Genomic DNA, 20,137 nt, shown 5'->3' with positions numbered 1-20,137 from the left:
TGTGTAAAAACAATCTGTCCTATTATTGTTAGCTGCCGAAGTCATGCTCGACAAATGGAATTCAAATAAACGGGTAGCATAATTTTTATTTTTGTCACCTCAAAAGTAAAAAATTAACAGTCAGCATAAATATTTCACACACTAACAACAAATATAAACAACTGCCTGATTGTTATCGTTAAGTAGCGTAAATTGATATCTATTTAAAAATAGACATCAAATCTGAATTAAAAAAAGAGGTAAAAAAACAATAAAATAGATATTGCACCGTCAAATATAAAAAAATATTGATGATACGAACTATAATTATTATCATTATTAGAGTTGATTGCCTTGCCTCTCGACAGATTAATAAACTTTCATGGTGTGAAATGCTTCGCCCTTGAATATGGCCAATCTTCCATAGAGTGTTGCTCTAAGTAGGTCTTATGAAACTGTTGCCCAATAGTGCATGGAAAATTATCGGTTTCGCCCCTGAAATTAGCCCTGCTTATCGTCAGAAACTATTATCACTTGGTATGTTGCCAGGCTCTTCTTTTCAGGTAGTGCGTATTGCTCCCTTCGGTGGCCCGATTCATATCAAAACGCGCTGCGTCAATCTGGTATTACGCAAAAAAGATCTCGCATTGTTAAATCTTGAGGCGGTTTGTTAACCCACTCTATTTTCTAATTGCCAGCCACCACTTAAAAATAAAATGTACAGGTAACATGAATAAATTAATCGTTGGTTTAATTGGTAACCCTAACTCGGGTAAAACGACGCTTTTTAATCAGCTTACTGGTGCGCGTCAAAGGGTTGGTAATTGGGCAGGTGTTACTGTCGAACGTAAAGAGGGGCACTTTTCAACAGCTGAACAACAAGTTACCCTGGTCGATCTGCCAGGAACATATTCACTCACCACCATTTCGGCGCAAACCTCGCTGGACGAGCAAATTGCCTGCCACTATATTCTCAGCGGTGAAGCAGATGTCCTGATCAACGTAGTGGATGCCTCAAATCTTGAGCGTAATCTTTATCTGACGCTGCAACTGCTGGAGCTGGGCATCCCTTGTGTCGTGGCTCTGAATATGCTTGATATTGCCGAAAAACAGGCCATTAAGATCGATATTGATGCCCTGGCCGCACGCCTTGGTTGTCCCGTCATCCCGATGGTGTCCACCAAAGGCAGCGGCATTGAAGCCCTGAAACTGGCTATTGACGAAAAACGACCAAATCCTCATGCCACCCATGTGAACTATCCTGAAGCGCTATTAACTGAAGCGAGCCACCTTGCTGACAGCATGGCGGCAGATATCCCGGAACACCGCCGCCGCTGGCTCGCACTACAGATGCTTGAAGGGGATATATACAGCCAGTCTTATGCAAAAAGCAGCCCTGAAGAGCTCGCGGCTTCACAACAGCGCGTCATGCAGAGCCTTGATGACCCGGCGCTTATCATTGCTGATGCCCGTTATCAAACCATTGCCACCCTTTGTGAGGCGGTCAGTAACACACTGACTGCCGCACCGAATCGCATGACGGTGATGATGGATAAAGTGATTATCAACCGTTATCTTGGACTGCCAATATTCCTGCTAGTCATGTATTTAATGTTCTTCCTGGCAATCAATATTGGTGGTGCACTGCAGCCCATCTTTGATGCAGGTTCAATTGCTATATTTGTTAATGGTATTCAGTGGCTTGGATACACTCTGCATGCGCCGGACTGGCTAACCGTATTCCTCGCCCAGGGCTTGGGTGGTGGGATTAATACGGTTCTCCCCCTGGTGCCACAAATCGGTATGATGTATCTGTTTCTTTCATTCCTGGAAGATTCAGGCTATATGGCTCGTGCTGCCTTCGTGATGGACAGACTCATGCAGTCCCTGGGGCTACCCGGCAAGTCTTTTGTGCCACTGATTGTCGGCTTTGGCTGTAATGTTCCTTCGGTCATGGGGGCTCGAACCCTTGATGCACCGCGTGAGCGCATTATGACCATTATGATGGCCCCCTTTATGTCCTGCGGTGCTCGTCTGGCAATTTTTGCCGTCTTCTCAGCCGCTTTCTTTGGTCAGAAAGGCGCTTTTATCGTCTTTTCACTCTATATTCTCGGTATTGTGATGGCCATTCTGACCGGGTTACTACTTAAATATACGATTATGCGTGGTGAGGCTTCTCCCTTCGTTATGGAGCTACCGGTCTACCATGTTCCCCATTTAAAAAGCCTGTTGTTACAAACCTGGCAGCGTCTTAAAGGCTTTATCTTACGTGCGGGTAAAATCATCATTATTGTCAGTATGGTGATTGGTGGTCTTAATAGCTTTTCGTTTAATGGCCAGCAGGTGGATAATATTAATCAGTCTGCCCTGGCGTCAGTGAGCCAGGTACTCACCCCACTATTGAACCCCATTGGTATTCAGGACGATAACTGGCAAGCGACCGTAGGCTTGTTTACCGGAGCAATGGCGAAGGAAGTCGTAGTCGGAACGCTGAATACCCTCTATACCGCCGAAGATATTCACAATGATGATTTCGACCCGGCGACCTTTAACTTGCTGGATGAACTACAGGATGCTGTCGCCGAAACCTGGGATGGCCTTAAAGAAACGTTCAGTCTGAGCGTGTTAGCCAATCCTATCGAGGCCAGTAAAGGCGACGGTGAGATGGCCGGTGGCGCAATGGGAACAATGAGCACGAAGTTTGGCAGCGAAGCAGCGGCGTATAGCTATCTCATCTTTATCCTGCTCTATATTCCTTGTATTTCAGTCATGGGGGCCATTGCCCGGGAATCGAGCCGTGGATGGATGATGTTTTCTGTCCTGTGGGGGCTGAATCTCGCCTATTCTTTGTCCACACTTTACTATCAGAGCGTCATGTTCAGTGCGCATCCACGTTATAGCCTGACCTGTATTCTGACTGTCATCATATTTAATATCTTGCTGGTTTGGGGGCTGCGTCGTGCTCGAAGCCGTGTCAGTATCTCGCTGGAACCTGCGGTAAACCGAGTATCCGAGCCGTGCTGTCGTAAAAATTCTGGGGACTGTCATTAAAGGAGACGCGTATGGCGACCTTAATGGATCTTCGCAACGCCCTGGCATTACAAGGGCGTCTTGAAGCCAGTCAGCTTAGCCAACAACTCACCATACCACTGCCGATGGTCCTGGCGATGCTGACACGGCTTGAGGCTATGGGCAAAGCCCAGCGAGTGACGGAAGATTCCAGTGCCTGTCTAACCGGAAGTTGTAAACATTGCCCGGAAGGTCAAAGCTGCAGTAAAGAGTTATGGAGTCTGCGCTAGCAGGCCATAACGGTATGAATATGCAAATATGTAGCCTGAAATGGGACGCGATGGTTAACCCTGTTCAGGCCATCTGGTGATAGCAAAAATCACGATAATAGCGCCTATAAAAACGCCCACGAAAAACAACATACCCCACTGAATGGCTGGCTGAGAGCAATAAAAAACGCCGTGTCATTCCCTCAATACGTCATGATTCATGCTCCAGGACGCTCTGACTATCGGGTGATTATTTCACAAAATTTCTGCTGCACCGGGTCATAAACAAGCTAGAATATGAACAATACGAGTGAATCACCGATAACGACTTCTTATCAGACAGGATTAAAATAGCATCGTGCTGCTAGCAGGATGTTGTTGGTTTATAAAAAGGAGATTGTAATGAAGAAAATACTCGGGGTTATTTTTACCGCGACCCTTCTGAGCGCCCCATTAGCTCAGGCTGAAGCGCCCAATAAAGTGATTGGTGACTGGACCTGTGAAGACTTTGTCGCACTGCAGGAAACTTCTCGCCCTGTCGCTGTAAGTTACGCTAACGCCCTCAATCATAAAGATAAGCCTGATTCAGCAGTGCTGAATGTGAAAGATATCGAAACTGTGACCCCCGTCATTTACCAGGCTTGCTCACAGAAACCTCAACAAAGTTTTACCACTGTCGTTCACCAGGAGTGGGATAAATTTAAAAAGCATCTTTAACTCAGCCAATGCATTAAACCAACGCTGTTTGCTCAAAGTCGGGGCGATCCCGCCTGTTCTTATCAATAAAGGCCTTAAATCATTCGCGTGGCGATCGACGGTGACTGAATACAGTGGCGCCAGAGGATGGTAGGTATCATCATTTAAAGGATAGATATAATGAAAAGTCATTTCGGCAGTAAAATTGCGGCACTGATGGGTGGTTTAACGTTTCTGGCATTGGCTAGCTCACCTGCTTTTGCAGCAGAGAAAGTCACACCAGAAGACATGACCTGCCAGGAGTTTGTTAACCTGAACCCTCAGGCTATGCTGCCTGTGGCATGGTGGATGTTGCATGAAGAGACTATCTACAAAGGTGGCGATACTGTATCTCTGAGTGAAACGGATACCACCAGCATTCCTCAGCTGCTGGAAGCTTGTAAAAATAATCCACAACAAAAAATCTATAGTCTGAAAGATAAACTGGGCAAATAATCCCCGCTGTTCGGCGTTAGTCATGCGGACTAACGCCGGTTAACTGTCGCAAGCCATGGCCACCATCAGGCTCTGAGGCTGTCACTCAAACTCACTAATATCTGATTGACCCTTTCCCCATGAGAGATAAAAGGCGCATGGGCAGCTTTTGGTAAAATATGCGAAGGGCTCTGGGGCCAGGAGGCATCCAACAGTTCTGCAACCTTACGTGGCACCAGCCCATCAAGTTGCCCATAGATACGCCAGTGTGGTATCGCAAGGGTCGCTAACGGCTCACGTAAATCGGCTGTTTTCAGGATATGTAACCCTCCATTGAGTACGTCGACATCGGGTATGGGCTGTGCAAGTACGACTGATTTCAACTGCCGGGCATCCTGACGGGCATGTTCTGTTCCCAGAGTCTGCAATGCAAGAAACCGCTCCACCGTTTTTTGAAAATCGACGTTAAGCATATGCTGGAACCCGGAGAGAACATCTGGTTTAATCCCCGGCCAATTCTCTCTGGCAGTAAAACAGGGGGAGGATGCAACACTAACCAGGGCCTCTACGCGTTCAGGATGGGTTAGTGCTATCTGACTGGCTACCAATCCCCCCAGGCTCCATCCTAACCAAATTGCCCGTTCTGGGGCTTGTGGCTGGAACAAAACAATCTCGGCCATCTCCTCAAGACTGAGTGCCGTAAATCCTTTACTGCGTCCATAACCGGGTAAATCAACCAGGTGAATTCGGAAGTGCGATCGGAGCCCTGGAATAATATTCCGCCAAACTTCTGCATTCAGCCCCCATCCATGTAATAGCACAAGATCAATACTTCCCTCGCCTTCGGTCTGCCACCACAGCGTATTTATCATTTATTATTCCCGGTTTCAGTGTCATGGAAGACGTTATGCTAACAATCCCTGGCCGCTGTTGGCTATGTCATTTGCCCCTTGCCTGTCCATCATGGGGGTTTTGTTCCCGTTGTACCGCCACATTTCCGCCCCCACATTCTTGCTGCCCCCAATGCGGTTTACCCGCCTTAAGCGAGCGCTTACCTTGTGGGCGATGTTTGCTGGACCCACCTGAATGGGATGCCTTGATCTATGTTTCTGATTATAAACCTCCACTGAGACATTTGATTCATAACCTGAAGTTTAATGGAATGCCTGCCCTGGCAACATCGCTGGCACGTCTGCTTTTATTAAGCTTTCTGCACGCCAGGCATCAGCGACGACTCTCTTTGCCAGACAAAATACTGAGTGTCCCCCTGCATCACAGGAGAGCCCTGCAACGGGGCTATAATCAAAGTGCGCTTATTGCTACCCCCCTCGCACACTGGCTAGAATGCGGACACTTTCCGGGAGGGGTGCGTCGTATACGAGCCTCTGTACCTCAGCACCAGCTGGGAGCAAAACAGCGACAATCTAATCTGAAAGGGGCCTTCAGAATTGAAATTCCGGTGGCTGGCCTCCATATTGCTATTGTGGATGATGTCGTGACGACGGGTAACACTGTTGCAGAAATAGCCCGCCTGTTAAAAAAACAGGGAGCAACGACGGTCCAAGTTTGGTGCCTGTGTCGAACCTTGTAGAGCCTCGATGATGGGCGTATTATAACCGACTAGAATAGTCAACTATTGAGCAATCGTTATGATCCGTATTTCCGATGCTGCACAATCCCACTTTGCCAAACTGCTGGCAAATCAGGAAGAAGGTACGCAGATTCGCGTATTTGTCATTAATCCTGGCACCCCTAACGCGGAGTGTGGTGTATCTTATTGCCCGCCGGATGCGGTTGAAGCGACCGATACCGCATTACCATTTGAGCAGTTAACAGCTTATGTGGATGAGCTGAGTGCGCCCTACCTTGAAGATGCTGAAATTGATTTTGTGACTGACCAGCTGGGCTCACAACTGACACTGAAAGCGCCTAATGCGAAAATGCGCAAAGTCGCTGATGATGCTCCTCTGATGGAGCGTGTTGAATACACCCTACAGGCAACAATTAACCCTCAGTTAGCGGGTCACGGTGGCCGTGTCACACTGATGGAGATCACGGATGACGGTCTCGCCATTCTGCAGTTTGGTGGGGGTTGTAACGGCTGCTCAATGGTCGATGTTACGCTAAAAGAGGGTATCGAAAAGCAATTGCTTAATGAGTTCCCTGAGCTGAAAGGTGTGCGTGACTTGACCGAGCACCAGCGCGGCGAGCATTCCTATTACTAAGCAGAAATCCACTGTTTGCCTGTCTAAAGTATCAGGGGCGAGTGTTATTCGCCCCCCTTTTCCTCCGTTTCAGGATACAGGCCAATCAGGAGGAGACGTCCCTGGCAAGATAGTCGTGAATCCATTGTTCAATACGGATTTCCTGCTGCTTGTGTAACTTAATCCCCAGCTTAGTCCGCCGCCAGATAGCATCCTCTGCACAACGCACCCACTCATGGTCGACTAAATAACGCAATTCTGCCTCATAGAGTCCACGCCCAAAATGCTCACCCAGCCGGGTCGAATGGTTAAAATTATCCAGAATCAGTTCACTGTTAGTCCCGTAGGTATGGGCCAGACGGTAGGCAAGAGGCTCGCTTATCCAGTCATAGCGCCGCCGCAGCACGTTTACATATTCATCACAGGAGCAGCCCATATTCCCCCCGGGCAGGCAGCTGTTTTTAGTCCAGGCAGAACCACTCCCAGGGTAGTAGTGCTGTAGTTTATCCAGTGCATGTTCCGCCAGTTTACGGTAAGTGGTCAGTTTACCTCCAAACACCGAAAGTAACGGGGCTTTTCCCTTAACATCCTGAATATCCAGCGTATAATCGCGCGTTATCTGCTGCAATGAACCTGACTCGTCATCACACAGTGGGCGTACTCCTGAATAGCTCCAGACAATATTCTGTTCGCTAAGTGTTTTTTTAAAATGAGCATTATAAACTTGCAGCAGATAGTCGATTTCTGCCTGTTCAATACTCACGTCTTGCGGATCGCCCTGATACTCCACGTCAGTGGTACCAATAATTGAGAAATCATTCAGCCATGGGATAACAAAGACAATGCGCTTATCTTCATTTTGCAATATATAGGCTTGTTTCTGCTGATAAGCGCGTGGGACAACAATATGGCTGCCTTTAATCAGGCGAATATTGTAAGGGGATGGGAGTGACAGCCCCTGATCAAAGACATTTTTTACCCATGGCCCTGCCGCATTAACCAGCCCTTTCGCACGCCAACAGAATAATTCGCCACTATCAGTGTCCTCGGCTTCAACTATCCAGACCCCCGCGTCACGCCAGGCTTTTGTCACGCGGGTACGCGTTTTTACCTTGCCCCCTTTTTGTTCTACCATCTGCGCATTCGCCAGTACCAGGCGGGCATCGTCCACCCAGCAGTCAGAATATTCGAAACCGCGTAAAAGTTCGGGTTTAAGAACCGAATTATGACCAAACCGCACCTCTTTAGAGGCCGGCAAAACAGTGCGCTTACCTAAATTATCATACAGACAGAGTCCAAGACGGATCATCCAGGCGGGGCGCAAATGTGGCTGATGTGGGAGGCAAAAACGCATAGGGAAGGTAATATGGGGCGCCATATTCAGCAGCACTTCACGCTCGGCAAGCGCTTCTTTTACCAAACGAAACTTATAGTGTTCAAGATAACGCAGCCCGCCATGAATGAGTTTTGAACTGGCGGATGAAGTTGCGCAAGCCAAATCATTTTTTTCCAGCATTAACACGGACAACCCGCGGCCAGCAGCATCTGCAGCAATACCCGCGCCATTAATCCCACCACCGATGACGATTAAATCCTTGGTTTCCATGCCACCCCCATTATTTTCGATTATGAACAAAAACGGACAATTTCGCTCATAATAGCAAGAGAGAACAAACTTAGATAATGAAAAAACATTCTGCGTGATATCACAGGCATAATGACGGTAATATCCACAGACAAGGGCATGAGACCCTGATATGTCTATTAATCACTTTTTATCTACGAGCTTGCTATGGATCAATTTGAATGTATTAGTCTGGAAAATGCCCATCAGAAATTACGGCATAAACAAGCGGTACTGGTCGATATCCGCGACCCACAGAGCTTTGCGCTTGGGCACACGTCAGGGGCATACCATCTTACTAACGATACATTAGTAGAGTTTATGCAGCAGAACGAATTTGATGTCCCCGTGATGGTTATGTGTTATCACGGTAACAGTAGCAAGGGTGCGGCGCAGTATTTGCTACAGCAAGGCTATGAACAAGTATATAGCATTGACGGCGGATTCGATGGCTGGAGCCGTCAGTTTCCTGCTGATGTGGAAAGCAATGTATAACACGCAAGATTGTAACCACTAGCTGTTATACTGCCCCTCTTTATTATTTTTACCCTGAATCATCCGTATCACAGATAACGAAAGTAAAGGGCCGCCAGCAACTCGCCCTGTCACATTATTCCGCCATCTGAATACGTCTGCTCTGACGGGTATCGAGACGAATTTGGCTATACACTTATGATTATGATCACCTCATTTGCCAATCCTCGCATCGCGCAGGCTTTTGTCGATTATATGGCAACTCAGGGCATTACTCTTACCGTACAGCAACATACACAGACTGATATCTGGCTGGCAGACGAAAGCCGGGAGCTGCAAGTACGTGAAGAACTGAAACAATTCCTCGCGAATCCAGGGGACCCACGCTATCAGGCGGCGAGCTGGAGCTCCGGACAAAGCAAGGTGGGCTTTAGTTATAAACGCTATCCATTTTTTGCCACGTTAGCCGCTCGTGCCGGTCCTTTTACATTGATAATAATGGCCATTTGTACGGTGCTGTTTGTCATCATGAACATTACCGGCTACCAGCCATTCTTATATGCCCTGGGCTGGCCGATTACACCTGAGCAGCACTATCAGGTCTGGCGCTATTTCAGCCACTCGTTACTCCAGTTTTCTACTCTTCAATGGGTGTTTAACTTACTGTGGTGGTGGTATCTGGGCGGCGCACTGGAGAAGTGTCTGGGCACAGGTAAACTGATCACACTGACGCTGATAGCCTCCTTACTGAGCGGTTTCATGCAAACCACTTTTGTCGGCCCACTCTTTGGTGGTCTTTCAGGTACTGTCTTTGCACTGATGGGCTATGTATGGCTACGCGGACAGAGAGACCCCGACAGCGGTCTGCAAATGCAGCGTGGGTTGCTGGTATTCGCAGTCATTTGGTTAGTGATAGAGTATTTTTCTCAGTCAAGCGTACTACCTGCACATCTGACCGGCTTCCTGGTCGGGCTGGCAATGGCGTTCGGTGACACCCTGAATTTGCGAAAACGAACATAACAACGCGGGAGTTGAGTGTGAAGCAAACACAACGTCATGACGCGATTATTGAGCGGGTGAAGCAGCAAGGCTATGTCAGCACTGAAGAACTGGTCGAGCAATTTGCCGTTAGCCCCCAGACGATTCGTCGGGATCTGAACGATTTGGCTAACCAGAATATGATTTTGCGTCACCATGGTGGCGCAGCATTGGCACTCCCATCCAGTTCAGTTAATACTCCCTGGCATGACAGAAAAGCCACACAGACAGCAGAAAAAGCTCGTATTGCTCAGTGTGTCGCGAGCCAGATCCCGGATGGTGCCACACTGTTTATTGACATTGGCACCACGCCAGAAGCGGTTGCTCATGCTCTGCTTGATCACCACAATTTACGTATCGTCACTAATAATATGAATGTCGCCACCACTCTGATGGTGAAAGAAGACTTCCGTATTATTCTCGCCGGCGGCGAACTACGAAGCCGGGACGGGGGGATAATCGGCGAAGCCACTCTCGATTTTATCTCTCAGTTTCGCCTCGATTTTGGCATTTTGGGGATCAGCGGTATTGACAGTGACGGTTCACTACTGGAATTTGATTATCACGAAGTCCGCACTAAACGCGCAATTATTGAAAACTCACGTAATGTCATTCTGGTGGTGGATAACTCGAAGTTTGGTCGTAATGCGATGGTTAATCTCGGTAGCATTAGCCTGGTTGATGCGGTTTATACCGATACGATGCCCCCACCAGGTGTGCTACAGGTGATTAACGAGAATAATATTCGGCTGGAATTATGCTGAAAAAACCTCTCCCGTTAACGGGAGAGGTTTTCAGAAGTACTACAGTTTTACTGGTTTGATATGCCAGATATCATCCGCATATTCCTGAATGGTTCTGTCAGATGAAAAATACCCCATATTGGTAATATTATTTAGCGTCCGCATAGTCCAGTCTTCCGAATTGTTATACACCTCATCAACCCTATCCTGACAATCAATATAGCTACGATAATCAGCCAGTACCTGGTAGTGATCACCAAAGTTAAGCAGGGAGTCAACCAAGTCACGATAACGCCCGGGCTCAGTCGGGCTGAAGGTACCGGTAGCAAGCTGTGTTAATACCTGGCGCAGTTCCTCATCGCGGTCATAATAGGTACGTGGGTTGTAGCCATTACGACGCAGTTCATCAACCTCATCAGCCGTGTGACCAAAGATGAAGATATTCTCTTCACCGACATGCTGACTAATCTCAATATTTGCTCCATCCAGGGTGCCAATCGTCAGCGCACCGTTCAAAGCAAATTTCATATTACTGGTCCCTGACGCCTCGGTTCCTGCCAGTGAAATTTGTTCCGATAAGTCTGCCGCCGGAATAATCAACTGGGCCAGGCTGACACTGTAGTTGGGAATAAAGACCACTTTTAGCTTGTCTTTAACTTGCGGATCGTTATTGACGACAGCAGCCACATCATTGATTAAATGAATGATGTGTTTGGCCATGTAGTAGGCCGATGCCGCTTTACCGGCAAAAATATTGACCCGTGGCGTCCAGTCAATACTGGGGTCTGCCTTAATACGGTTATAGCGCGTGATGATATGCAGCACATTCATCAACTGCCGTTTATATTCATGGATGCGTTTGATTTGCACATCAAACATCGCCTTCGGATTCACAATGACATCGAGGTTCTGAGCGATATAAATAGCTAATCGTTTTTTATTCTCAAATTTAGCCTGACGAACATCCTGATGTAACAGCGGATAATCGATAAACTCTTTCAGCCCACTCAGTAAGTCGAGGTCAGTACGCCAGTTAAGACCAATATTTTTGTCCAGCACTTTAGACAGTGCCGGATTAGCCAGAGCCAGCCAGCGACGTGGGGTGATGCCATTGGTCTTATTACAGAAGCGATTCGGGAATATTTTGGCAAAATCAGCAAATAACGACTGCACCATTAAATTCGAGTGCAGCTCAGATACGCCGTTCACTTTATGGCTTGCAACAACAGCCAGCCATGCCATACGTACTCGACGCTCACTGCCTTCAGCAATAATCGAAGTACGTTGTAACAGCCCCTCGTCTCCGGGATACTGTTTCTGAACACTTTTCAGGAAATAGTCATTAATCTCGAAAATGATCTGTAAATGACGTGGTAACAATCTGCCAAGCATGTCCACTGGCCAAGTTTCCAGCGCTTCAGCCATCAAGGTATGGTTGGTATAGGAAAAGACCTGGCACACCACATCAAACGCGTCATGCCAGTTAAATTTATGATTATCAATCAGCAGCCGCATCAGTTCGGGGATCGACAATACCGGGTGGGTATCATTGAGGTGAATCGCAATTTTTTCTGCCAAATTATCGTAGGTTTTATGCAAAGCATAATGACGGTACAGAATATCCTGCACGGTTGCTGAAACCAGAAAATACTCCTGACGTAAGCGTAATTCGCGCCCGGAGTAGGTCGAATCATCTGGGTAGAGTACCCGTGAGACGTTCTCAGAGTGGTTCTTATCTTCAACCGCTGCGAAGTAGTCCCCTTCATTAAACTTGCCGAGGTTGATCTCAGTACTCGCCTGAGCGCTCCATAAGCGTAGGGTATTCGTGGCATTCGTATCATAGCCCGGAATAATTTGATCGTAAGCAACAGCCAGGATCTCTTCGGTTTCAACCCACTGCACACGCTCACCTTCCTGCTGAACACGCCCACCAAAGCGCACCGCATAGCGTGTGCTGTAGCGCTTAAACTCCCAGGGCGCACCATATTCCAGCCAGTAATCAGGTGACTCTTTTTGACGACCATCAACCACGCTTTGCTTAAACATCCCGTAGTCATAGCGAATACCGTAACCCCGTCCAGGTAACGCCAGTGTAGCCAGTGAGTCCAGGAAACACGCAGCCAGTCGCCCCAGGCCACCATTACCTAAACCGGGATCATTCTCTTCACCAATCAGCTCTTCCAGTGAAAGCCCCAGTTCTTCAAGAGCACTGTTGACTTCATCATAGATCCCAAGGGACAGCAGTGCATTTGACAGGGAACGGCCAATCAAGAATTCCATGGACAAGTAGTAAACCTGGCGAACTTCCTGCGACAACTCAGCACGGGTTGACCTCAACCAGCGTTCAACCAGACGGTCACGTACCGCATATAATGTGGCATTAAGCCATTCATGTTTGTTGGCAATCGCAGGATCTTTACCTAACATAAACATCAATTTATATGCAATGGAGTGCTTCAGGGCATCCGTGCTTAAGGCCGGAGTATAATAAGATAAGCGTCGATTCATTATGACGATTCCTGGTAGGTGTACACCTACATTAAATGTTGATAAAGGTCGCGATAAGACCGTGCAGCAACATGCCAGCTAAAATCCATGTTCATCGCCTGACGCTGGACATAACGCCATAACGCAGGGCGAGACCACAGGACGAAAGCACGCCGGATCGCACACATCAAAGAGTGTGCATCGCTGTCCGGGAAGACAAATCCGGTAGCGATGCCTTCTGAAAGATTTTCAAGGGAAGAGTCAAAAACAGTATCAGCAAGACCGCCAGTATGACGAACCAGTGGTAACGTGCCATATTTCAGGCCATACAATTGGGTGAGTCCACAGGGTTCAAAACGGCTAGGAACCAGAATGACGTCAGCGCCTGCAATAAGCCGATGGGAAAAGGCTTCATGATAGCCAATCTGTACCCCAACCTGTTGTGGATACTGGGCCGCCGCTGCAAGGAACCCCTCCTGTAGTACCGCATCACCAGCCCCCAGTAATGCCAGCTGGCCACCTTTTTCCAGTATTTCAGGCAGGGCTTCCAGCAGGAGATCTAACCCCTTCTGGGGAGTTAAACGACTCACTACGGTGAATAGTGGCGCCTTCGGGTTGACCGTCAGCCCCATGGAAACTTGAAGTTGATGCTTGTTTTCTACTTTGCCGGCCAGCTTGTCACGGCTATAGCAGGTATGAATCAGTTCATCCTTCGAGGGATCCCAAATGTTCTCATCCACACCATTAAGAATACCGGATAACCTGCCCTCCTCCTGGCGCTGGCGTAATAACCCTTCCATACCATAGGCGAAATTAGGATCGGTTATCTCACGGGCGTAAGTCGGGCTGACTGCGGTGATATGTGATGCATAATAGAGCCCGGCCTTTAAGTAGGAAATTTGCCCATAGAACTCCAGCCCATTAATACTGAAAAATGATGCTGGTAAATCAATATCATGCATATGGTGAGCATAAAACAACCCTTGATAGGCAAGGTTATGGACAGTAAATACCGACTTCGCCGGACGACCACGTGCTTCCAGATAGGCGGGTGTCAGCCCGGCATGCCAGTCATGGGCATGAACTACATCCGGTCGCCAGTAAGGATCCATTCCACATGCCATTTCAGCCCCCACCCAGCCAAGTAATGCAAAGCGCAATACATTGTCGGAGTAAGCATACTGATTGGCATCATGATAAGGACTCCCGGGACGGGAGTAGAGATGCGGGGCATCAATAAGATAGATACCGATCCCATTAAAGCGTCCATACAATAAACGCATATGACCGGCGAATGTGTCCCGCTGCGTAACGACTTGCGGCTCACTCACGCCATTTAGAATGTCAGGAAAAGCAGGCAGCAAGACACGCGCATCAATACCTTCAGCAACCTGTGCCGTAGGTAACGCCCCCAGAACATCCGCCAGACCACCGGTCTTTAACAGTGGGTACATCTCGGAACAAACATGTAAGACCTGCATTCTCACTCCCGTATAAATCGCTGGATTTCTTTACATATCAGGCTTCCATACCATCCCAGAGAGATTGCATACTGTGGATAGCACTTATACCGTTTCAGCTCTCAAGTCTTCCCAGCATTTCTCGCGTAATCAGTACGATACCATCCTCGGAACGATAGAAACGGCTAGCATCCTCTACCGCATTTTCGCCAACGATCAGGCCTTCTGGGATAATGCAGGCCCGGTCAATAATGCAGCGACGTAAGCGACAAGAACGGCCCACAACGACGTCAGGTAATAAAATTGAACTGTCAATATTACAAAATGAGTTCACACGAACACGTGGGAAAAGAACCGACTGGGCAACCACGGAGCCAGAAATAATGCATCCCCCAGAAACCAGAGAATTCAGTGTCATTCCATGGCTACCGGAGCGATCCTGAACAAACTTGGCAGGCGGCAAGGATTCACTATAAGTTCGGATAGGCCAGTTCTGGTCATACATATCCAGTTCTGGCATGACAGATGCCAGATCAAGGTTTGCTTTCCAGTAAGCTTCCAGGGTTCCTACATCACGCCAGTAAGGTTCAGCGTTGGGATCAGACTGTACACAAGAGAGCGTAAAAGAGTGGGCATAGGCTTCGCCTGATTTTGTCACTTTAGGGATGATGTCTTTACCAAAATCATGACTGGAATTCTCATCAAGATCATCTTCTTCAAGGAGTCTGAAGAGGTACTCTGCATCAAAAATATAAATTCCCATGCTGGCAAGGGATTTGCCCTCGTCCCCAGGCATCGTCGGCGGGTTTTCTGGTTTCTCCACGAAATCGATGATTTTTGCGTTTTCATCAACAGCCATAACGCCCAGTGCTGAAGCTTCCTCCACTGGTACCGGGATACAAGCAACCGTGCAGCGAGCGCCTTTTTCCACATGGTCTATCAGCATGCGGGAATAGTCTTGTTTATAAATATGATCCCCAGCCAGAATGACAATATATTTCGCTCTGTAGCGGCGTATAACGTCCAGGTTCTGGGTCACCGCATCTGCGGTGCCACGATACCAATTCTCACCATGCACCCGCTGCTGGGCCGGCAGTAAATCGACAAACTCATTCATCTCCTCACTGAAGAAAGACCAGGCCCGTTGAATATGTTTGACCAACGTATGAGACTGATACTGAGTGATGACACCAATACGCCGAATGCCTGAATTAATACAGTTAGAAAGAGCAAAATCGATGATACGGAACTTACCACCGAAGTGGACCGCGGGCTTCGCACGAGTAGACGTCAAATCTTTAAGACGAGTCCCTCTTCCTCCCGCCAAAATAAGTGCAACGGACTGGAGTGGTAGCTGTCGTGCCAACATTACAGCGTCCTTTTTTTCGAATCTCACCATGATTTCTTTCTCCTTTCATGACCGATGCAGCATACATACGCCTTGTGCAGGACACTGCCATGAAGTCATTACAGCCCGGTTATCTTTTCCGGCAAATGGGGGAACGGCATACCATTCCCCCTCAGCCAGCGTTATATCCACGACGTCATCGGTCGCGTTAACAATAAGTAGCCACTGATTTGAGAGCTGGATCTGCAAACAGCGTATCCCGCTGTTCCATTGATCAATCGTCAAGGGTTGCCCGGCCTGATTAAGCCAGTGAACCTGCCCACTATCATCATCCCACCACTGGTTATCAGTCAGAGCCGGAATACTCTGGCGTAGATGCAACAGTGCCCCAGTAAAATCTGTCAGGCCGTAATCATCCGTTTTCCAGTCAAGCCAGGTGAGTGCATTATCCTGACAATAAGCATTGTTATTGCCATGCTGACTGCGACCTCGTTCATCGCCAGCCAGTAACATAGGTGTCCCCTGGGAGAGAACTAAAGTGGTCAGCAGTGCCCGCATACTGCACAAACGCTGTTCCTGAACCTTTTCATCGCCATCCAGGCCTTCCACACCATGATTAGAACTGTAGTTATTGCTACTGCCATCATGGTTATGCTCGCCGTTGGCCTGGTTATGTTTTTGGGAAAAGCTGACACAATCACGCAAGGTGAAACCATCATGTGCGGTGATCAGGTTGATAGTACTGGACGGCCGCTTTTCATCACGGCGATAAAAATCACTGGAGCCAGCAAAACGACGGGCAAAATCACCTAAGGAGAGATTATGGTGCAACCAGAAGCGCCGAATTTCATCCCGGAAATGGTCATTCCATTCCGCAAAGTCAGGCGGAAAATTACCGACTTGATAGCCACCAGGCCCGATATCCCAAGGTTCAGCAATACATTTCACAGCCCTGAGGCAGGGATCATTCTTGATAGCCTCAAACAGGGGGGCATCCTGACGAAATTCGGGGGTGCGTCCCAGCACACTCGCCAGATCAAAACGAAAGCCATCAATATGAAAGTGTTCGACCCAATAACGCAGACAGTCCATGATCAGGGCTAACGTATCGGGCGAGTTCAGGTTGAGGGTATTGCCACACCCCGTCCAGTTCTGATATTCCCCGTTATCCGTAAGCCAGTAATAGTTACGGTTATCAATGCCACGAAATGAAAAGGTAGGCCCTTCTTTATCAAGTTCCGCACTGTGGTTAAAGACCACATCCAGGAACACTTCAATACCTGCTTTATGTAATGCTTTAATCGATTCGCGTAATTCATCCCCGGCACAACCTGCCTCCCCCCCTACAGCATAGGCTGTGGAAACAGCATAAAAAGCACGCGGGTTATAACCCCAGTAATTTTTGAGTCCAAATCCTCTGAGCCGGGGTTCGGTCACAAAATCAGCCACGGGTAACAATTCCAGGGCGGTGATCCCCAAACGTTTAAAGTGGTCAATCATCACGGGATGCCCAAGTGCTGCATAGGTTCCACGTAACGCCTCGGGAATATCAGGATGCTGTTTGGTCAAACCACGTACATGGGCCTCATAGATAACCGTCTTGCCCCAAGGGGTCGCTGGCGGTGTATCGCCCTGCCAGTCAAACATCTCTTTAACGACGACGGACTTCGCCATATAAGGCGCACTATCTTGCGGATCAGGCATTTCCCCGTCGTCGTGGAAAGAAGGGTGATTCTCAAGCCCACCAGCCACCTGACGGGTGCAAGGATCGAGCAGTAATTTAGCGGGGTTAAAGCGATGACCATCAGCCAATGACCACGGGCCATAGACCCGATATCCGTAGAACTGTCCGGGGGTAATACCTGTCAGATAACCATGCCAGATATTGCCCGTGCGTCCTGGCAGGACATAGCGTTGCTCCAGACCGTCCTTATCAAACAGGCAAAGTTCCACCTTTTCTGCGTTGGCGGAAAACAGAGTAAAATTTACGCCCTTACCGTCATAAGAAGAGCCATAAGGCGCGGAATTACCTGCTGAGATAGCCATCATTTGGCCTCCCTGACTAACCAAATAGTTGACAGTGGAGGCAGGGTCAGGCTCAAAGAGTGACGACGCCCATGGCTTTCAATCGCCTCACTGTTCGTCAGCCCTTCATTGCCCATGTTACTGCCATGATAGAACATGGAATCAGTATTAAGCACTTCACGCCATAGCCCAGGACAGTTGATACCAAAACGGTATTGATAACGCGGCACAGGTGTAAAGTTACTGGCAATAATCACCTCATTACCCTGCGAGTCACGGCGGACAAAGATAAATACTGAGTTAGCAAAATCATCAACCACCAACCACTCAAAACCCCTGTCATCAAAGTCCAGTTCATGCATGGCGGCCTGTTCCCGGTAGCAGTGGTTCAAGTCACGCACCAGTCGCTGGACGCCGTTATGCCAATTGTCATCTCCTTCCAGTAAGTGCCAGTCAAGGCTAGTATCATGGTTCCATTCACGCCCCTGGGCGAATTCATTGCCCATAAACAGCAATTTTTTCCCGGGAAAGGCCCACATCCAGCCATAGTAGGCTCGTAAATTGGCAAATTTCTGCCAGACATCACCAGGCATTCTGTCGAGAATGGATTTTTTACCGTGCACCACTTCGTCATGTGACAATGGCAGAACAAAATTTTCAGTGTTGTTATACAGCATGCCAAACGTCATTTTGTTGTGATGATACTGACGATAAACAGGGTCAAGTTTCATATAATCGAGGGTGTCGTGCATCCAGCCGAGATTCCATTTAAACCAGAACCCTAACCCGCCTGCATCAGGGGGACGAGTTACCCCGGCAAAATCGGTGGACTCCTCAGCCATGGTCACAGCACCAGCAGCCTGCTCGCCAATAACCCGGTTGGTCTTGCGTAAAAAATCAATGGCTTCAAGATTTTCACGGCCACCAAACTCATTAGGAACCCAATCCCCTGCTTTACGGCTGTAGTCCCGGTAAATCATCGACGCAACAGCATCCACTCGTAAACCATCGATACCGAAACGCTCAATCCAGTACAGGGCATTGCCCGTCAGATAATTACTGACCTCGTGGCGCCCATAGTTATAGATAAGCGTATCCCAGTCTTGATGACGCCCTTCCCGCGGATCGCCATATTCATAAAGTGCGGTACCATCGAACTGTACTAAGCCGGTTTCATCGGTAGGGAAATGCCCGGGCACCCAGTCAAGTAAGACATTGAGCCCCGCTTCATGAGCAGCCTGGATAAAGTAGATAAAATCATCACGGGTGCCAAAACGCCGGGTCGGGGCATAGATACCCTGCGGTTGATAACCCCAGCTGCCGTCAAACGGGTGTTCGTTGACAGGCAACAACTCAATATGAGTGAACCCCATTTCCAGGACGTAAGGGATCAGTTGATCCGCCAGCTCCCGGTAACTGAGCCAAAAATTATTATCCGTATGACGCCGCCAGGAACCCAAGTGAACCTCATAAATAGAAACCGGCTGATTAAAACCATTCGCTTGCTGGCGTTGTGGGCTCAGTTGTGTTTTTGCCGGTAATCCACAGATCAGTGATGCCGTTTCAGGTCGCATTTGCGACTCAAACGCATAAGGGTCCGCTTTAACTCTCAGCTGGCCATGAATATCCAGCAGTTCAAACTTATAGAGCTGCCCAGTGTGTACCCCCGGGATAAACAGCTCCCAAATACCACTCTCTTTACGCAATCGCATTGGGTGGCGACGGCCATCCCAGAAATTGAACTCCCCTACAACAGAAACCCGCCGGGCATTCGGCGCCCATACGGAGAAGCCTGTACCCGGGACACCATCCAGCGTCAGAGGATGTGCGCCTAAACTTTCATAAGGACGTAAATGCGTCCCTTCAGAGAGTAACCAGCTATCCAGTTCCCGGGTCAGAGTACCGAAACGGTAGGGGTCATCGAGGTGGAGACTAAAATCAGCCCAAGTGACACCAAGCTGGTAGGGAAAGAGATTTTTTCGACGAGGAATAACGCCACTGAAAAAACCCCGGGAATCAAGGCAATCAAGCTCCGCCACTTTGCGTCCGGTTTTGGTATCAATAACCCAAACATTCAGAGCATCTGGCATCAGCACCCGCACCTCGATTCCAGCAACCGTTTTATGCATGCCTAACAAAGAAAAGGGATCGGCAAAATATCCTTCAATCAATGCATTAATCACGTCTTTTTCGGGCACAACAGACATAATACCTCTCCCTGTTTATTGGCTTCATAAAGCAGCAATATTCATTGTGCACAGCAGGATGAAACTGTTATAGATGCTGGCGACAGAGAAACCGCCCTGG

The 20,137-nt window shown here is 48.4% G+C and carries 17 protein-coding genes; 10 read left to right on the top strand and 7 right to left on the bottom strand.

The features are described from left to right. The first annotated feature begins 428 nt into the window (after positions 1 to 428). From feoA to hdeB, 5 genes are all read left to right on the top strand, one after another. Positions 429 to 653: a ferrous iron transporter A gene (gene feoA / locus JK154_RS07705; RefSeq protein WP_211991929.1), complete on the top strand. Its 225-nt coding sequence runs from the start codon at positions 429 to 431 to the stop codon at positions 651 to 653. Between the two features lie 55 nt (positions 654 to 708). Next, entirely contained in the window at positions 709 to 3,030 is a 2,322-nt protein-coding gene (feoB, locus tag JK154_RS07700; RefSeq protein WP_211991928.1) for a Fe(2+) transporter permease subunit FeoB, read from the top strand. Positions 3,031 to 3,041: 11 nt separating this feature from the next. Next, positions 3,042 to 3,278 carry a [Fe-S]-dependent transcriptional repressor FeoC gene (gene feoC, locus JK154_RS07695; protein WP_211991927.1) on the top strand — a complete coding sequence of 79 codons (237 nt, stop codon included), beginning with the start codon at positions 3,042 to 3,044 and terminating at the stop codon, positions 3,276 to 3,278. Between the two features lie 381 nt (positions 3,279 to 3,659). Next, entirely contained in the window at positions 3,660 to 3,974 is a 315-nt protein-coding gene (gene hdeA / locus JK154_RS07690) for an acid-activated periplasmic chaperone HdeA (RefSeq protein WP_211991926.1), read from the top strand. A 159-nt stretch (positions 3,975 to 4,133) separates the two neighbouring features. Then, positions 4,134 to 4,448 carry an acid-activated periplasmic chaperone HdeB gene (hdeB, locus tag JK154_RS07685; protein ID WP_211991925.1) on the top strand — a complete coding sequence of 105 codons (315 nt, stop codon included), beginning with the start codon at positions 4,134 to 4,136 and terminating at the stop codon, positions 4,446 to 4,448. 65 nt (positions 4,449 to 4,513) lie between these two features. Here hdeB and bioH read toward each other — a convergent pair whose 3' ends face one another. Further along, entirely contained in the window at positions 4,514 to 5,296 is a 783-nt protein-coding gene (gene bioH / locus JK154_RS07680; RefSeq protein ID WP_211991993.1) for a pimeloyl-ACP methyl ester esterase BioH, read from the bottom strand. Positions 5,297 to 5,334: 38 nt separating this feature from the next. Here bioH and gntX point away from each other — a divergent pair, with 38 nt between their 5' ends. Together gntX and nfuA are read left to right on the top strand one after the other, a co-directional pair. After that, complete coding sequence (gene gntX, locus JK154_RS07675) at positions 5,335 to 6,018, top strand: DNA utilization protein GntX (protein ID WP_211991924.1); 684 nt, start codon at positions 5,335 to 5,337, stop codon at positions 6,016 to 6,018. 58 nt (positions 6,019 to 6,076) lie between these two features. Continuing rightward, entirely contained in the window at positions 6,077 to 6,652 is a 576-nt protein-coding gene (nfuA, locus tag JK154_RS07670) for a Fe-S biogenesis protein NfuA (protein ID WP_211991923.1), read from the top strand. A gap of 85 nt (positions 6,653 to 6,737) precedes the next feature. Here the strand turns inward: nfuA and glpD are convergent, their stop codons facing one another. Beyond that, on the bottom strand, positions 6,738 to 8,237 hold the full coding sequence (gene glpD / locus JK154_RS07665; RefSeq protein ID WP_211991922.1) for a glycerol-3-phosphate dehydrogenase: 1,500 nt from the start codon (positions 8,235 to 8,237) through the stop codon (positions 6,738 to 6,740). A 186-nt stretch (positions 8,238 to 8,423) separates the two neighbouring features. Here glpD and glpE point away from each other — a divergent pair, with 186 nt between their 5' ends. The 3 genes from glpE to JK154_RS07650 all read left to right on the top strand — a co-directional run bounded on the left by glpE (position 8,424) and on the right by JK154_RS07650 (position 10,531). Beyond that, positions 8,424 to 8,750 (top strand): thiosulfate sulfurtransferase GlpE, encoded by a 327-nt coding sequence (glpE, locus tag JK154_RS07660; protein WP_211991921.1) that lies wholly within the window; start codon positions 8,424 to 8,426, stop codon positions 8,748 to 8,750. Positions 8,751 to 8,927: 177 nt separating this feature from the next. Further along, positions 8,928 to 9,749 (top strand): rhomboid family intramembrane serine protease GlpG, encoded by an 822-nt coding sequence (gene glpG / locus JK154_RS07655; protein WP_211991920.1) that lies wholly within the window; start codon positions 8,928 to 8,930, stop codon positions 9,747 to 9,749. A gap of 17 nt (positions 9,750 to 9,766) precedes the next feature. Then, positions 9,767 to 10,531 (top strand): DeoR/GlpR family transcriptional regulator, encoded by a 765-nt coding sequence (locus JK154_RS07650; RefSeq protein ID WP_211991919.1) that lies wholly within the window; start codon positions 9,767 to 9,769, stop codon positions 10,529 to 10,531. Positions 10,532 to 10,570: 39 nt separating this feature from the next. Here the strand turns inward: JK154_RS07650 and glgP are convergent, their stop codons facing one another. From glgP to glgB, 5 genes are all read right to left on the bottom strand, one after another. Further along, a complete protein-coding gene (gene glgP, locus JK154_RS07645) occupies positions 10,571 to 13,018 on the bottom strand; it encodes a glycogen phosphorylase (protein WP_211991918.1) in 2,448 nt (815 codons plus the stop codon). A 26-nt stretch (positions 13,019 to 13,044) separates the two neighbouring features. Further along, positions 13,045 to 14,478: a glycogen synthase GlgA gene (glgA, locus tag JK154_RS07640; RefSeq protein ID WP_211991917.1), complete on the bottom strand. Its 1,434-nt coding sequence runs from the start codon at positions 14,476 to 14,478 to the stop codon at positions 13,045 to 13,047. A 94-nt stretch (positions 14,479 to 14,572) separates the two neighbouring features. Then, positions 14,573 to 15,856: a glucose-1-phosphate adenylyltransferase gene (glgC, locus tag JK154_RS07635; protein WP_211991916.1), complete on the bottom strand. Its 1,284-nt coding sequence runs from the start codon at positions 15,854 to 15,856 to the stop codon at positions 14,573 to 14,575. Between the two features lie 15 nt (positions 15,857 to 15,871). Continuing rightward, complete coding sequence (glgX, locus tag JK154_RS07630; protein ID WP_211991915.1) at positions 15,872 to 17,854, bottom strand: glycogen debranching protein GlgX; 1,983 nt, start codon at positions 17,852 to 17,854, stop codon at positions 15,872 to 15,874. After that, positions 17,851 to 20,037, bottom strand: coding sequence for a 1,4-alpha-glucan branching enzyme (glgB, locus tag JK154_RS07625; RefSeq protein ID WP_211991914.1), 2,187 nt, complete (start codon positions 20,035 to 20,037; stop codon positions 17,851 to 17,853). Before glgB ends, glgX begins: the two co-directional genes overlap by 4 nt. Between the last annotated feature and the right edge of the window lie 100 nt (positions 20,038 to 20,137).

The organism is Citrobacter sp. JGM124 (assembly GCF_018257795.1).
GTDB lineage: Bacteria > Pseudomonadota > Gammaproteobacteria > Enterobacterales > Enterobacteriaceae > JGM124.
The sequence above is the reverse complement of the archived record's forward strand: the minus strand, read 5'-3'. Positions and strand labels throughout refer to the sequence as shown.

What these genes read in the sequence shown, in the direction of transcription:
- glpD (WP_211991922.1), bottom strand. Translation starts at nt 8,237, where the DNA reads ATGGAAACCAAGGATTTAATCGTCATCGGTGGTGGGATTAATGGCGCG.
- feoC (WP_211991927.1), top strand. Translation starts at nt 3,042, where the DNA reads ATGGCGACCTTAATGGATCTTCGCAACGCCCTGGCATTACAAGGGCGT.
- hdeB (WP_211991925.1), top strand. Translation starts at nt 4,134, where the DNA reads ATGAAAAGTCATTTCGGCAGTAAAATTGCGGCACTGATGGGTGGTTTA.
- gntX (WP_211991924.1), top strand. Translation starts at nt 5,335, where the DNA reads ATGCTAACAATCCCTGGCCGCTGTTGGCTATGTCATTTGCCCCTTGCC.
- glgB (WP_211991914.1), bottom strand. Translation starts at nt 20,037, where the DNA reads ATGTCTGTTGTGCCCGAAAAAGACGTGATTAATGCATTGATTGAAGGA.
- nfuA (WP_211991923.1), top strand. Translation starts at nt 6,077, where the DNA reads ATGATCCGTATTTCCGATGCTGCACAATCCCACTTTGCCAAACTGCTG.
- feoB (WP_211991928.1), top strand. Translation starts at nt 709, where the DNA reads ATGAATAAATTAATCGTTGGTTTAATTGGTAACCCTAACTCGGGTAAA.
- glgA (WP_211991917.1), bottom strand. Translation starts at nt 14,478, where the DNA reads ATGCAGGTCTTACATGTTTGTTCCGAGATGTACCCACTGTTAAAGACC.
- glgX (WP_211991915.1), bottom strand. Translation starts at nt 17,854, where the DNA reads ATGATGGCTATCTCAGCAGGTAATTCCGCGCCTTATGGCTCTTCTTAT.
- glgC (WP_211991916.1), bottom strand. Translation starts at nt 15,856, where the DNA reads ATGGTGAGATTCGAAAAAAAGGACGCTGTAATGTTGGCACGACAGCTA.
- feoA (WP_211991929.1), top strand. Translation starts at nt 429, where the DNA reads ATGAAACTGTTGCCCAATAGTGCATGGAAAATTATCGGTTTCGCCCCT.
- glgP (WP_211991918.1), bottom strand. Translation starts at nt 13,018, where the DNA reads ATGAATCGACGCTTATCTTATTATACTCCGGCCTTAAGCACGGATGCC.
- glpE (WP_211991921.1), top strand. Translation starts at nt 8,424, where the DNA reads ATGGATCAATTTGAATGTATTAGTCTGGAAAATGCCCATCAGAAATTA.
- glpG (WP_211991920.1), top strand. Translation starts at nt 8,928, where the DNA reads ATGATTATGATCACCTCATTTGCCAATCCTCGCATCGCGCAGGCTTTT.
- hdeA (WP_211991926.1), top strand. Translation starts at nt 3,660, where the DNA reads ATGAAGAAAATACTCGGGGTTATTTTTACCGCGACCCTTCTGAGCGCC.